Raw genomic sequence first — 13,995 nt, forward strand, 5'->3', positions numbered from 1 at the left:
GGCGCGTCAGACGACGAGCTTTTCCTCGATCAGATCATAATTGGCGTTGTTGGCATCGGTCACCGCCGTCAGCCCGCCCAGCAGCGCAACCACGATCAGCGCGGCAATCAGACCATATTCAATCGCGGTGCCGCCAGCCTCATCGGCCGCAAGCTTCCGGAACAGGGTCTTCAACAGGGGCATCACCGCTCCGCAAATGCTTGCTCCATCAGCCAGTCGAACAGGGGCAAATCTGCCGGTGGCGCAGGATACTCTCGCAGCCTTGCAGGCTCTACCCAGGCGATGGCTTGCCCCTCGCGCGGATGGATCGTCCCGGTCCAGCTTTCACACGCGTACAATGGCATCAACAGGTGAAAGTCAGGGTAAGTGAAGCTCGCAAATGTCAGCGGCTTCAGTTCCTCTTCCTTAACCGTGATCGACAATTCCTCGGCCAGCTCCCTTACCAGCGCCGCTTCGGGCGTCTCGCCGGGGTCGATCTTGCCGCCCGGAAACTCCCAGAGCCCGGCGAGCTGCTTGCCCTCCGGGCGCTGTGCCAGGAGGATCCGTCCCGCCTCGTCGATCAGCGCGGCCGCAACCACCAGCAAGAGGCGCCGGCTCATGTCCGGTAGGCGCCGTTGATATCGACATAGCCATGGGTGAGGTCGCAGGTCCAAACCGTTGCCCGGCCCGTCCCCACGCCCACCGAAACGCGGATGGCAAACTCGCTTCTGGCAAACACAGCGCTAGCGGCGGCCTCATCATAATCGGGCGCGCGCGCCCCGCCCTTGGCCACCTGCACATCGTCAAACCAGATGGCGAGGCTTTCCAGCTCGATCGGTTCATATGCCTTGCCCACGGCCATGACGATCCGGCCCCAGTTTGCGTCGCCCGCCGCCATCGCGGTCTTGATCAGCGGAGAGTTGGCAATCTCGCAGGCAATCTTCTTGGCAGAGGCAGGTGAGGCCGCGTCTTCCACGGTGATCTTGGCCACCTTGCTCGCCCCCTCCCCATCCTTCACCACCTGCATGGCAAGGTCGAGGCAAACCTCTTTCAGCGCGGCCGTGAAGGCGCGGAAGCGCAGGTCTTCTTCCGAAGTGACCGGCGCCATGCCGCTCGCCCCGGTGGCAAACACCATCAGCGTGTCGGAGGTGGACGTGTCGCCGTCCACCGTGATCGCGTTGAACGTCTCATCCGCCACCTGGCGCAGCGCCGTCTGCAGCAGCTCGGGCGCGATGGCCGCATCGGTGAACACATAGGACAGCATCGTCGCCATGTTCGGCGCGATCATGCCCGATCCCTTGGCGATGCCGGCAAAGCGCACTTCGGCGCCGTCAATGCTGGCCACGGTGCCCGCGCCCTTGGGATAGGTGTCCGTCGTCATGAAGGCGCGGGCGAGCCTTTCCCAGTCCGGCGCGCCGAGCTTTGCGGCCAGGTCCGGCACAAAGGCGCCCACATAGTTGGGGTCAGACAGCGGCTCGCCGATGACACCGGTAGCGGCCAGGAAGCAATGCTCCTTCTTCACGCCGAGGGTCTGCGTCAGCGCCGCCAGGGTCGCCTCGTTCTTGAGCACGCCCTTGGGGCCGGTGAAGGCGTTGGAGTTTCCGGAATTGGCCACCAAAGCGGCCGCCTGCCCCCCGCCCTGCTCCAGCGCCTGCCGGCACCAGCGCACATCGGCCGACGCCGTCAGCGAGCGGGTATACACCCCGCCGCAGGCCGTGCCGGGGTCGAACACCACCAGAAACACATCGTCGCGCGTGATGCCCCGGCGCGCATAGAAGCCGCGGCTGCCGGCGGCCGCCTTGAGGCCGCGTACAGCCGGCAGCGCCGGAAAGGAGGCAGGGGCAAAGGGCGAAGGGGTCAGGTTCACAGTTCATCTCCGGTAAGGGCTTTGGCCGGCGCGGGCGCGTTTTCCGGCGTATAGGTCTGGCCGTCCACTTTCTCGATGCTCGCCTCGGTACGCAGGCGGCGGAGAATGCGGCTGACTTCGCTGAGCGTCAGGAAGGTGGCGATCTCGGGCCGCATTTCCTCACGCGTCTTGGGCGGTTCGGTGCGCCGGTCCTTGACCTTCAAGAGGCGCCAGCTGTCCTCCACCTGGAAGGGCGCCGACACCTCGCCGACCGGCGTGTTGGCAATCACCACCGGATAGGGATCGGGCAGATCATTGGGCGCCACATAGCCAAGGTCGCCATTTTCCATCCGGGTGGCGCTGTCCTTGGAATGGTTGAAGACAAGCCCCTCGAACGGCTCGCCCGCCTGCACGCGCAGCCAGACGGCCTCGGCCTCCTCCTCGGACTCCGTCACGATATGCGCCACCGACACCTGGTCGTTCACCTGCTGCAGGCGCACCTGCTCGGCATACATCCGGTCGATCATCTCGTCGGTGACCTGCTGGGCCACCACGCTTTCCACAAGAAGGTTCCCCATGATCCGCTCCTGCGCCATCTCCAGGCGGCGCTGGGCGGCGGGGTCTTTCTCCAGCCCCAGGCGCTCGGCTTCCTGCGCCATCAGCTTCTGATCGATCAGCTGGTCGAGCACCTGTTTGTAGGCCTCGTCCCCGCTGCGCAGCGCGGCGCCGGACACCACCAGCCCCCGCGCCACGGCCTCCAGTTCGACATCTGCGGTATAGATCGCCTCGCCATTCACCCGCGCGGCCACCTCCCGGCTGACCTCCCGCTGCTTCTCGTCCAGCTGGAAGCCATCCTGCGAGCAACCGGCCAGCACAAAGGCCGCCAGGGCCGTACAAAGGACAGTAAAATCAGCGCGCCGCCGGGTCATGGGCCACACCTCTCTGGCTGAAGGCGCCGCATTGACACCCTTTGGCGGCGTTCTTAAGTCTGCCCCGCGCGCTGGTCGAGTGGTTTCATCCGGTGAAAGCGCGGTGGGAGAACCCGGAAAAGTCCTGTAAGATGTCTGGCAGGATTAGAAATTTTCACCCGAACTGGTTGGTGCTGCTTATATGCTTTCCATAGCTCGCAAGATTTTCGGTACGGTCAATGACCGTAAACTCAAGCCGCTTCAGGCGCGGGTAAACCGGATCAACGCACTTGAGCCGATCATGGAGGCGCTGTCGGACCAGTCCCTCAAGGGCAAGACGGCAGAGTTCCGCAAGCGCCTCGCCGATGGCGCCACCCTCGACAGCCTGCTGGAAGAAGCCTTCGCCGTCGTCCGTGAAGCGGCCAAGCGCGTCAACAACATGCGCCATTTCGATGTGCAGCTGATGGGCGGCATGATCCTGCATTCCGGCGCCATCGCCGAGATGCGCACCGGTGAGGGCAAGACCCTCGTCGCCACACTCGCGGCCTATCTCAACGCGCTTGAGGGCAAGGGCGTCCACGTCATCACCGTCAACGACTATCTCGCCCGCCGCGACGCTGACTGGATGGGCCGCATCTATGCCGCCCTCGGCATGACGACCGGCGTGATCGTCCACGGCATCTCCGAGGAAGAGCGCAAGGCCGGCTACGCCGCCGACATCACCTACGGCACGAACAACGAGTTCGGCTTCGACTATCTGCGCGACAACATGAAATACTCGCTGGACCAGATGGCGCAGCGCGGCCACCATTATGCCATCGTCGACGAGGTGGACTCCATCCTGATCGATGAGGCGCGCACGCCGCTGATCATCTCCGGCCCGACCGACGACCGCTCCGAACTTTACATCGCCGTCGACAGCCTGATCCCGCGCTTGGAAGATTCTGACTTCGAGCTGGACGAGAAACAGCGCTCGGTCGTCTTCACCGAAACCGGCACCGAGAAGATGGAAGAATGGCTCACCGAGATGGGCGTGCTGGAAGGCTCGCTCTGGGAGCCAAGCAACATCTCCCTCGTTCACCATTCCAACCAGGCCCTGCGCGCCCACAAGCTTTATTCCCGCGACAAGGACTACATCGTCAAGGACGATCAGGTAATGCTGATCGACGAGTTCAGTGGACGGATGATGGAAGGCCGCCGCCTCTCCGAAGGCCTGCACCAGGCCATCGAGGCGAAAGAGCGCGTCGAGATCAAGCCGGAAAACCAGACGCTGGCTTCGATCACCTTCCAGAACTATTTCCGCCTCTACAAGAAGCTCGCCGGCATGACCGGTACGGCGCTGACCGAGGCTTCGGAATTTGCCGACATCTACAAGCTGGAAGTGGTTGATCTGCCTACGAACAGACCTGTTCGCCGGATCGATGAGGATGATGTCGTCTACCGCACCGCCAAGGCAAAATATGCCGAGATCATCAAGGAAGTGCGCGCGGCCAATGCCAAGGGCCAGCCGATCCTCCTGGGCACCGCCTCGATCGAGAAATCCGAACTCCTCTCCCACCTCCTCACCGCGCAGCGCATTCCCCACAAGGTTCTGAACGCGCGCCATCACGAGCAGGAAGCCTTCATCGTGGCCGAAGCCGGCGTGCCCGGCGCTGTGACGGTTGCCACCAACATGGCAGGCCGCGGCACCGACATTCAGCTCGGCGGCAATTATGAAATGCGCCTGGAGCAGGAGCGTACCGCGAAGGAAAAGGCCCTCGGCCGCGACCTGTCGGAAGGCGAAATCTCGCTGCTCGGCGCGCAGATCAAGGCCGATATCGAAGTCAAGAAAAAGCAGGCGCTGGATGCGGGCGGCCTCTATGTTCTGGGTACGGAGCGTCACGAAAGCCGCCGGATCGACAACCAGCTGCGCGGCCGGACGGGCCGTCAGGGCGACCCCGGCAAATCGAAATTCTATATCTCCATCGAAGACGATTTGATGCGCATCTTCGCGGCCGACCGGATGGACGCCGTGATGCGCCGCCTCGGCATCAAGGAAGACGAGGGCATCACCCATCCCTGGATGAACAAGGCGATGGAAACCTCGCAGAAGAAAATCGAGGAACGCAACTTCGAGATCCGCAAGAACGTCCTCAAATATGACGACGTGATCAACGATCAGCGTAAGGCCATCTTCGAGCAGCGCATGGAATTCCTGCGCTCTGACGATGTCTCTGACGTGATCGAGGACATGCGCGAAAGCGTGATCGAGGCCCTCGTGGCCCGCACGATGCCGGAAAAGGCGTATGCGGAGCAGTGGGATATCGCCGGCCTGGAAGAAAGCCTGCGGTCAGACCTCGCCCTGGAACTTCCCGTGCGCGAATGGGCCGCCGAAGAAGGCGTGGCCAATGAAGAGATCGCCGGCCGCATTCGCGAGGCCGTCGGGGCTCAGTATGCTGATCTGATTGCGCAGATCGGCGCGCCGCAGATGCGCCGCATCGAGAAGCAATTCCTGCTTCAGGTGCTCGACCTGCGCTGGCGCGAACACCTCCAGCAGATCGACCAGCTGCGCTCGGTCATCCACCTGCGCTCCTATGGCCAGCGCGATCCGCTCAACGAGTTCAAGCGCGAAGCCTTCAACCTGTTCGACAGCCTGCTGAGCGAACTGCGCGCCACGGTTACCCGCTCGCTGATGCATATCCGCGTGCAGCAGGCCCCGGCCCAGCAGCCCCAGCCGGTGGCCCCGCCGCCGCGTCCCCAGCCGGCCCAAGAACCGCAACAGATCCGCGAGACCAAGCTTGATCCCGATACCGGCATCAACGAGATGGACCCCGACGATAAAGCCACCCCGCCCGGCCCGCCGCTGTTCCAGGCCGAGGACGACTGGTCCAACACGCCGCGCAACTCCCCCTGCCCCTGCGGCTCGGGCAAGAAATACAAATACTGCCACGGCGCCATCGTCCCGCAGAAAGCCTGATAGGCACCCTTTGGCAGTCCCGATCTGATACGCCCCGCCCCTCAAGGTGGGGCGTACCCCGTTTCAGGGGGAAGACCCGCGCGCGCCGCTGCCTAAGCTGGCGGCCATGAAACACGTCTCCCTGCTCGCGGCGCTGGCCGCTCTCGCCGCCCTGCCCGCCCTTGCCCAGCCTGCACCGGCAGAGGCCGCGCCCTTTGTGGGCAGCTGGCAGATCGGCTTCCGCGGCGGGCCGGATGTTATCGTCAATGTGCCCCAGGTCTCCTGCGATGATCCGGCGGTGATCGAGGCGGCCGGCGCGCATGCGATTCACGCCCGCACGCCCGGCGGCGATATGGGCATCTGGGAGGTGAAAGCCTTTGGCGGGCGTTTCCCCTGGTGGCGCGCGGACGGCGCCTCGCTGGTGGCCGACTGGGTGTCGGAAGACGCTTTCCTGCTCGCGGGCAAGGACGCCTCCGGCATTCAGAGCGACTGGGAGAACGCAAAACAGTGGACCCGCTGCCCGGTCAAAGCCCCGGACGCATCCGAGTAGCGGTTGGCGTGCGGTTGGAGGTTTCGGGCCAGCCGTTGGAGTTTTCCCTGGAGTTTTTTTGCGCCCTTATCCCTCAAAGGCGCGCGCCGGAATTCCCCTGAGAGGCGAGCGCTTATCCGGCAGGGAAAGTCAGACGATCCGGCCGCGCCCGCCCTGCCGGGCGAGCCACACCCCGCCCAGGATCAGCGCCAAAGCCAGGGCCGCATTCCAGCTTTGTGTCTCGCGGAAGAACAGCCAGCCGAACGCCGCCCCTGCCACCGGCACGGAATAGCCCGTCAGCGACTGGAACGTCGCCCCGGCCCGCGCCACCAGCGCCATATACAGCACCTGCGCCACGCCCGATGGCCCGATGCCCAGCGCGGCCACCGCCAGCCAGTGATGCCAGTCTGCTGAAACCGCAGCAGGGTCCACGGTAAACACCATCGGCCAGGACAGCACCGCCGAGACCGTGATGAACCCTGCCGCCATCGGGATCACCTCCATCGGCGGGGACGCGCGGGCGATCAGCGTGCTGGCCGAGAAGGCGAGGGTTGCCAGCAGCAGCAGAAGCTGCGCGGTCATGCTGGCCGAGCCGAAATGCCGGATCGCCTCCGGGCCGAACAGCGCCACCACTCCGGCAAAGCCGAGCAGGATGCCGATGCCGGTATTCCGGGTCATGCGTTCTTCGGAAAACAGGAGGCTGGCGCCCAGCGTCACGAAGACCGGCGCGGCCGCCGTGTAGAGCGCCGCCAGGCTGGAATCCACCGTCTCCTGCGCCACGGTGATCAGAAAGAAGGGGATCAGCGAGCCGATGAACCCCATGGCAACGATGACAGCCCAGCGGCGCCGATCGCTCAGCGGCGGCAGACGCTTTCCGAGTACGAACATCAGGGTGAGCAGAAAGATCGCCCCGCCGGTCAGCCGCCCAGGGAGTACCCATTCGGGGGGGAGGCCTTCTGCAGTGCCTGTGCCGACGGCAATACGGGTCAAACCATAGGCGCCTGCCCACAGAATTGTCAGCACGGTGAAGATGATCCAGACGGCCAAGGAGCGGCGCTGGGCGCCAGACTGCGCCGTTTCAGGCATTGTCATCGTTGTCTCCCCGCAGCGTCTCTGCGCCGCCTGTCTCCCCTCCGGACTAGCACGCAGCTTGCAAGCAGCAAGGATGAATTCCCGTTTGTCCCGTTTCGCGTCGCGGTGCCGCATCGTGTGGGGTGGACGGGGCCGACACACCCATTTAAAGGGGCGCAAGCCTGTGAATTTGCTCGCCCAAGAGGAGAAATAAAGATGACCGTTCGTGTAGCCATCAACGGATTCGGCCGCATCGGCCGACTGGTTCTTCGGTCGATCATCGAGCATGGACGCACCGATATCGAAGTGGTGGCCATCAACGATCTCGGACCTGTCGAAACCAATGCCCACCTGCTCCGCTTCGATTCGGTCCATGGCCGTTTCCCGGCCGATGTGAAGGTCGATGGTGACAAGATTGTCATCAACGGCAAGCCGATCCTCGTGACGGCCATCCGTGATCCGAAGGATCTGCCCCACCGGGAACTCGACGTCGATATCGCGATGGAATGCACCGGCATCTTCACCTCCAAGGACAAGGCCTCCGCGCACCTCGCCGCCGGCGCCAAGCGCGTGCTGGTTTCGGCCCCGGCTGACGGCGCAGACCTCACGGTTGTCTACGGCGTCAACCATGACAAGCTGAAGAAGGACTTCACCGTCGTCTCCAACGCATCGTGCACCACCAACTGCCTCGCGCCGGTCGCCCAGGTCCTGCACAAGGCCGTCGGCATCGAAAAGGGCATGATGACGACGATCCATTCGTACACGAACGACCAGCCTTCGCTCGACCAGATGCACAAGGACCTCTACCGGGCCCGCGCAGCATCTCTGTCGATGATCCCGACCTCGACCGGCGCCGCCAAGGCTGTCGGCCTGGTGCTGCCGGAACTGAAAGGCAAGCTCGACGGCATCTCGGTGCGCGTGCCCACGCCGAACGTCTCGGTGGTTGACCTGAAATTCGTCGCCAAGAAAGCCACCACCCCGGAAGAGATCAACGCTGCCATCAAGGCCGCCGCTGATGCCGGCCCGCTGAAGGGTATCCTCGGCTATACGGACGTTCCGAACGTGTCGTCGGACTTCATCCATGACGATCGCTCCTCGATCTTCCATCTTGATCAGACCAAGGTGATGGACGGCAACTTCGTTTCCATCATGACCTGGTATGACAATGAGTGGGGCTTCTCGACCCGCATGGCCGACACCGCCATCGCAATGGCGAAGCTTATCTGAACGCCTTCCCCGCCGCTCGCCCCTCCTGCGAAGGCGGGGGCGAACGGCGGCATGTAACCCTTCACGAGCCCCCGCCCCCGGGCGGGGGTGATCGGAGACACTCCATGCCCTCGTTCAAACGCATTCCCGATGCAGGAAACCTCACCGGCAAGGTCGCGCTGGTACGCGTGGACTTCAACGTGCCGATGGAAAATGGTCTGGTCACGGACGATACGCGCCTTCGGGCCGCCATTGACACCGTTCAGTCGCTGCGCACGGCAGGCGCCAAGGTTGCCCTGCTCGCCCATTTCGGCCGGCCGAAGGGCGAACGTGTTGCCGAGATGAGCCTGGCGCCCATCGCCGGCGCCTTCGCCAAGGTGCTCGGCGCCAATGTCAGCTTCATTGCAGATTGCAAGGGCGAGCATGTGAAGCAAGCAATTGCCGATCTTCCGCCTGCCGGCGTGATCCTCCTGGAGAATACCCGCTTCCACAAAGGCGAGGAAAAGGGCGACGCAGAACTGGCGAAGGAAATCGCCGCCCTGGGCGACATCTACGTCAACGACGCTTTCTCCGCCGCTCACCGCCGCCATGTCTCGACCGCTGTGCTGGCTGACCTCCTGCCCGCCTATGCCGGCATGACGATGGAGGCTGAACTCGACGCGCTCGACAAGGCGCTTGGCGCGCCCGTGCGCCCGGTGATGGCGATTGTCGGCGGGGCGAAGGTCTCCTCCAAGATCGACCTTCTGAAGAACCTCGTTTCCAAGGTCGACATGCTCGCCATTGGCGGGGGCATGGCCAATACCTTCCTCGCCGCAGATGGCGTGAATGTCGGCAAGTCGCTCTGCGAGCATGACCTGGCCGGAACCGTCCGCGAGATCCAGTCCGCCGCGAAGGCTTCAGGCTGCGAAATCCTGCTGCCGCGCGATGTCGTCGTGGCAAAGGAATTCAAGGCGAATGCTGAAAACCGCACCTGCGGCCTGAACGATATTGCTGCGGACGAAATGGTGCTGGACGCAGGCGCCGAAACCATCCGCTACCTGACCGACGCCCTCTCCCGCGCCAAGACCGTGATCTGGAACGGCCCGCTCGGCGCCTTCGAGCTGACCCCGTTTGACACCGCCACCGTGAAACTCGCCGAGGCTGCTGCAACCCTCGCCAAGTCCGGCAAACTCGTCGCTGTCGCCGGTGGTGGGGATACGGTCGCCGCGCTCAACCATGCCGGGGTCGCGGGCGATTTCACCTTTGTTTCCACCGCAGGCGGAGCATTCCTGGAATGGATGGAAGGCAAGGAGCTGCCGGGCGTCACCGCCCTGCTCAAATAGCCCCGCTCTGCTGCTGCGCGGCGCCGTTCTTGCAAGGGGCGCCACAAAGCGGACAAGAATCCAAGTCAGTTAGCCACCAACGAACGAACCTACCGGGACAGAACATCATGATGAACGCACAAATGGCAAAACAGGTCGCCGAAAAGCCTGGCTTTATCGCAGCGCTCGATCAGTCGGGCGGCTCGACCCCGAAAGCCCTGCGCCTCTATGGCATTCAGGAAAGCGCTTACAGCAATGATGAGGAAATGTACGCCCTCATCCACCAGATGCGTGCCCGGATCATCAAGTCGCCTGCCTTCACCGGTGAGAAGGTTGTCGGCGCCATCCTGTTCGAGCGCACCATGGACGGCGAGATCGACGGCATTCCGACCGCAGAATATCTCTGGACGAAGCGTCAGGTTGTTCCCTTCCTGAAGGTGGACAAGGGCCTGGCCGACGAGAAAGACGGCGTGCAGCTGATGAAGCCGATGCCGGAGCTGGACACCCTGCTTGAGCGCGCCGTCGCCAAGGGCATCTTCGGCACCAAGATGCGCTCGGTCATCAACGCCGCCAATGCCGAAGGCATCGCCGCCGTCGTTGCCCAGCAGTTCGATGTTGGCCGCCAGATCCTCGGCCATGGCCTGATGCCGATCATCGAGCCGGAAGTGACCATCACCATCGCCGACAAAGCCGAAGCCGAGGAAATCCTGCTGGCCGAAATCCTGAAACAGCTCGACGCGCTGGGCCATGACAAGCAGGTGATGCTGAAACTGTCGCTGCCGACGAAGGCAAACCTCTACAAGCCGCTGGTCGACCATCCGCGCGTCATGCGCGTCGTTGCCCTGTCGGGCGGCTACAGCCGTGAGGAAGCCAACAACAAGCTGGCCGCAAACACGGGCATCATCGCCTCCTTCTCGCGCGCGCTGACCGAGGGCCTCTCCGCCCAGCAGGCAGACAGCGATTTCGATGCCGTGCTCGGCGACACGATCGACTGCATCTGCGAAGCCTCCAAGGCCGGCTGAGTGAATTGACCGGCCTGCCCTCTTGAGGGCCGGGCAAGTCACCCCATTTCAGAAGGCGCAGCGCATCCGCCGCTGCGCCTTTTTCATACCCTCAAGGAGCCGGCCCGATGAAATGCCCTGTCGATGGTGAAACCCTGGTGATCGCCGAGCGGTCCGGCGTCGAGATCGACTATTGCCCCAAATGCCGGGGCGTCTGGCTGGACCGGGGCGAACTCGACAAGATCATTGACCGGGCCGCCACCGTCATCCCCGCCCCTTCTGCGCCCCATCCCGAAGCCCACCGGCCGGAACATTACCGCGACGAGGACCGCTTCCGCGACCGCGATGATGATGACGACTGGAAATACCGGAAAGGCAAACGCAACAGACGCGAAAGCTTCCTGAGCGATCTGTTCGATTTCTGAGCCGTGCCGGGGCAGGATCTTACCGCCCGCTAGCTGCTGATAAACGCAAATCTGGACTTCGCCCCCAAAGACGGGCCATACTTTTCCCATGCCGCGCGCGGGCAAGACGCCCGCAAATCCGCGCCAAGGGGAAACGCCATGAAACCCAGATCCACCCTGCTTGCCTCCGCCGCGATGACGGCCATCCTGCTCGCGGGCGCCTGCACAACGCAGGCCGCCGCCCCGGAAACCCGCCTGGTATCTGCCGCCGAAGAACCCGCCCTGCGCCAGCTGGCACAGGCGATGATGGCGGATATTGAAACCAATCCGGCCTCGGCGGCCGAATTTGCCGCCCGTTGCACAGGCGGTCTCGGCCTCAGCGAGCGTATCCTGGCCGATCTGGAAACCCGCACTGCAGCGCCCAGCCTCGCTGACCTGCAGGATTTCGATACGCTGTCCAATCTCATCTATTCGGTCGGCTATGGCGAGGCGGGCCTGCTGGCAGAAACCAATCCGGACCCGGAAATCCGCACCGCCGGCGAAGACTGCCAGCAGAAAGCGATGGACATCACCACCCAGGTTTCCCTTTCGCGCCCGGTGTTTGACCGGTTGTCCGCGATTGACGCCGCCGCGCTGGATGAGCGCTCCGCCTGGCTGCTTCAGCGCACTCTGCGGGACTATCGCCGCGCCGGTGTCGACCGGGACGAAGCAACGCGTGACAAGATCCGTGCCCTGAATGCCGAACTTGCCGGCATCAGTACGGAGTTCAACCGCAACCTTCGGGAAATCCAGGGCTCGGTCAAGGTGACGCCTGAAGCGCTTGCCGGCATGCCTCAGGATTATATCGAGGCCCATGCGCCGGGCGAAGACGGCCTGGTCACCATCACGACCGACTATCCAGATACCCAGCCGGTCTTCACCTATTCACCGAATGACGCGATGAAGAAGGATCTTGCCCGGGCAAGTGGCCTGCGGGCCTATCCGGAAAATGTCGCCCCGCTGCGCGGTCTTCTGGAAAAGCGCTATGAGCTGGCCAACCTGCTCGGCTATCCGAACTATGCGGCCTATATCACGGAAGACAAGATGTCCGGCTCGCCGGAAACCGTGCACACCTTCCTGAACGAGGTGGAAGCGGCCGCCCGCAATGCGTCGCAGATCGAGTTTGCCCGCCTTCTTGCCAAGAAGCGGGAAAGCGAGCCGGCAGCCACCACCATCGGAGACTGGAGCCGCGCCTATCTGGCCGAACAGATCCGCCAATCGGACTATGATCTGAACTCTCAGGAAGTACGCAAGTATTTCGCCTACAATAATGTCCGTAAAGGGATCTTCTCTCTGGTGGAAGATCTTTTCGGCGTCGAAGTGCGCGACTGGGACGGTGCCCCTGTCTGGCATGAAAGCGTCACGGCGCACGAGATGTACAAGGACGGCGCGCTGATGGGCCGGTTCTTCCTCGACATGCATCCGCGCGAAGGCAAGTTCAAACACGCCGCCGCCTTCCCCATCCGTCTTGGCCCGACAAGCGAAGGCGTGCCCGTGGCTGCCCTCGTCTGCAACTTTCCTGCCGGGGATCATTCAACCGGGCTGATGGAGCATATCCAGGTTGAAACCTTCCTGCATGAATTCGGCCACCTTCTCCACTCGATGTTCTCCGCCCAACCCGATTATGCCAGCCTGAACATGGGCACGGTGGAATGGGACTTCATCGAAGCCCCCTCCCAGATGCTGGAAAACTGGGTCTGGGATTATGATACGCTGGCGAAATTCGCCGTCGATGCGGACGGCAACACCATCCCGCCCGAGCTCGTAGCCAAGATGAATGCGGCGCGCAATTTCGGCAAAGGCGTCAATACGCTCCGCCAGCTGATCATCGCCAATACATCTCTGGATTATTACAATCTGCCGCCCGGCGAGGTTGATCTTCTTGGTGTGATGAAAGGCCATTCCGACCGGCTGAGCCTGTTCGAGCAGGTTCCCGATATCCATCCCTATGCCAGCATTGGCCATTTCGATGGCTATTCGGCGATCTACTACACTTATCAATGGTCGCTTGCGATCTCGACAGACCTTTTCTCGGTGTTCGAGCAGAACGGCCTGCGGGATGAGGCAACTGCGGCGCGTTACCGGGATCTGGTGCTCGCGCCAGGATCGTCCAAACCTGCCGCTCAGCTGGTGCATGATTTCCTCGGCCGCGACTGGTCGCCGGAAGCCTATGAACAGCTGCTGCTGAATGCCGCCAGAGAAGAAGGCGCCAACTGACCCATGCTGGAAATGCGCCCCAACTGCGAGTGCTGCGACCGCGATCTGCCCCCGGATGAACCCGGCGCCTTCATCTGTTCGTTTGAATGCACCTTCTGCGACGAGTGCGCCGATGGTGAGCTTGATGGGGTCTGCCCCAATTGCCGGGGCGATCTGGAGCCCCGGCCCATGCGCCGGGGCGCGGCGCTGGCGAAAAATCCCGCCAGCACGAAACGTGTGCTGAAGAAGGGGTAAAGCCCCCTTCCCGGGCAGTGTCAGCCCTTGGTGCCGGCCACCGGGGCGGCGGGCGCAAAGGGGGATTGAACCAGCTTCAGCGTCAGGCGGCGGGCCAGCGGCGCCACGAGCAGGATCGCCGGATAGGCCAGCATGAAGGCGAGGCCCCAGGAATGCATCCAGCGGCTGAAGAAGTCCGGCGGCAGGCCGACATTGATCGCCGTGATGGCGCCCGACATCAGGAAGCTCATGAAGAAGGCCATGAACAGGCCGAAGAGGGGCTGGAAAAGGCGAACAGGCAGTTTCTTGGTCATGACGCGTCGTTGTCCCGAGAATAACAGTTCCA

Annotated in this window: 14 protein-coding genes; 8 read left to right on the plus strand and 6 right to left on the minus strand. The window is 63.2% G+C overall.

Translation table 11 applies throughout. The features are described 5' to 3' along the window. Positions 1 to 6: 6 nt before the first annotated feature. Genes BBF93_RS16155 through BBF93_RS16170 form a run of 4 tightly spaced genes read right to left on the minus strand, consistent with a single transcriptional unit; the run spans position 7 to position 2,754 of the window. Complete coding sequence (locus tag BBF93_RS16155; RefSeq protein ID WP_233349177.1) at positions 7 to 183, minus strand: Flp family type IVb pilin; 177 nt, start codon at positions 181 to 183, stop codon at positions 7 to 9. Continuing rightward, a complete protein-coding gene (gene mutT, locus BBF93_RS16160; protein WP_114106592.1) occupies positions 183 to 599 on the minus strand; it encodes an 8-oxo-dGTP diphosphatase MutT in 417 nt (138 codons plus the stop codon). The genes BBF93_RS16155 and mutT overlap by 1 nt, the downstream gene beginning before the upstream one ends. After that, on the minus strand, positions 596 to 1,846 hold the full coding sequence (argJ, locus tag BBF93_RS16165) for a bifunctional glutamate N-acetyltransferase/amino-acid acetyltransferase ArgJ (RefSeq protein ID WP_114106593.1): 1,251 nt from the start codon (positions 1,844 to 1,846) through the stop codon (positions 596 to 598). Before argJ ends, mutT begins: the two co-directional genes overlap by 4 nt. Next, the gene (locus BBF93_RS16170) at positions 1,843 to 2,754 is read right to left on the minus strand and encodes a peptidylprolyl isomerase (RefSeq protein WP_114106594.1); all 912 of its coding nucleotides are present in this window, start codon (positions 2,752 to 2,754) and stop codon (positions 1,843 to 1,845) included. Before BBF93_RS16170 ends, argJ begins: the two co-directional genes overlap by 4 nt. 181 nt (positions 2,755 to 2,935) lie before the next feature. Here BBF93_RS16170 and secA point away from each other — a divergent pair, with 181 nt between their 5' ends. Beyond that, positions 2,936 to 5,689 (plus strand): preprotein translocase subunit SecA, encoded by a 2,754-nt coding sequence (gene secA / locus BBF93_RS16175; RefSeq protein WP_114106595.1) that lies wholly within the window; start codon positions 2,936 to 2,938, stop codon positions 5,687 to 5,689. Positions 5,690 to 5,795: 106 nt separating this feature from the next. Continuing rightward, positions 5,796 to 6,218, plus strand: a complete 423-nt coding sequence (locus BBF93_RS16180) for a hypothetical protein (RefSeq protein ID WP_114106596.1) — start codon at positions 5,796 to 5,798, stop codon at positions 6,216 to 6,218. A 129-nt stretch (positions 6,219 to 6,347) separates the two neighbouring features. Here BBF93_RS16180 and BBF93_RS19600 read toward each other — a convergent pair whose 3' ends face one another. After that, positions 6,348 to 7,289 carry a DMT family transporter gene (locus tag BBF93_RS19600; protein ID WP_162786606.1) on the minus strand — a complete coding sequence of 314 codons (942 nt, stop codon included), beginning with the start codon at positions 7,287 to 7,289 and terminating at the stop codon, positions 6,348 to 6,350. A gap of 195 nt (positions 7,290 to 7,484) precedes the next feature. Here BBF93_RS19600 and gap point away from each other — a divergent pair, with 195 nt between their 5' ends. From gap to BBF93_RS16215, 6 genes are all read left to right on the plus strand, one after another. Then, entirely contained in the window at positions 7,485 to 8,495 is a 1,011-nt protein-coding gene (gene gap / locus BBF93_RS16190; RefSeq protein ID WP_114107126.1) for a type I glyceraldehyde-3-phosphate dehydrogenase, read from the plus strand. 104 nt (positions 8,496 to 8,599) lie between these two features. Next, the gene (pgk, locus tag BBF93_RS16195; RefSeq protein ID WP_114106598.1) at positions 8,600 to 9,796 is read left to right on the plus strand and encodes a phosphoglycerate kinase; all 1,197 of its coding nucleotides are present in this window, start codon (positions 8,600 to 8,602) and stop codon (positions 9,794 to 9,796) included. A 107-nt stretch (positions 9,797 to 9,903) separates the two neighbouring features. Next, complete coding sequence (locus tag BBF93_RS16200; protein WP_035595275.1) at positions 9,904 to 10,797, plus strand: fructose bisphosphate aldolase; 894 nt, start codon at positions 9,904 to 9,906, stop codon at positions 10,795 to 10,797. A 107-nt stretch (positions 10,798 to 10,904) separates the two neighbouring features. Beyond that, entirely contained in the window at positions 10,905 to 11,201 is a 297-nt protein-coding gene (locus tag BBF93_RS16205; protein ID WP_114106599.1) for a zf-TFIIB domain-containing protein, read from the plus strand. Positions 11,202 to 11,339: 138 nt separating this feature from the next. Beyond that, positions 11,340 to 13,436: a M3 family metallopeptidase gene (locus BBF93_RS16210; RefSeq protein ID WP_114106600.1), complete on the plus strand. Its 2,097-nt coding sequence runs from the start codon at positions 11,340 to 11,342 to the stop codon at positions 13,434 to 13,436. A 3-nt stretch (positions 13,437 to 13,439) separates the two neighbouring features. After that, on the plus strand, positions 13,440 to 13,670 hold the full coding sequence (locus BBF93_RS16215; protein WP_035595279.1) for a DUF1272 domain-containing protein: 231 nt from the start codon (positions 13,440 to 13,442) through the stop codon (positions 13,668 to 13,670). A 20-nt stretch (positions 13,671 to 13,690) separates the two neighbouring features. Here BBF93_RS16215 and BBF93_RS16220 read toward each other — a convergent pair whose 3' ends face one another. Next, positions 13,691 to 13,963, minus strand: a complete 273-nt coding sequence (locus tag BBF93_RS16220) for a DUF2798 domain-containing protein (RefSeq protein ID WP_114106601.1) — start codon at positions 13,961 to 13,963, stop codon at positions 13,691 to 13,693. Positions 13,964 to 13,995 lie beyond the last annotated feature (32 nt).

Source organism: Hyphomonas sp. CACIAM 19H1 (assembly GCF_003325995.1).
GTDB lineage: Bacteria > Pseudomonadota > Alphaproteobacteria > Caulobacterales > Hyphomonadaceae > Hyphomonas > Hyphomonas polymorpha.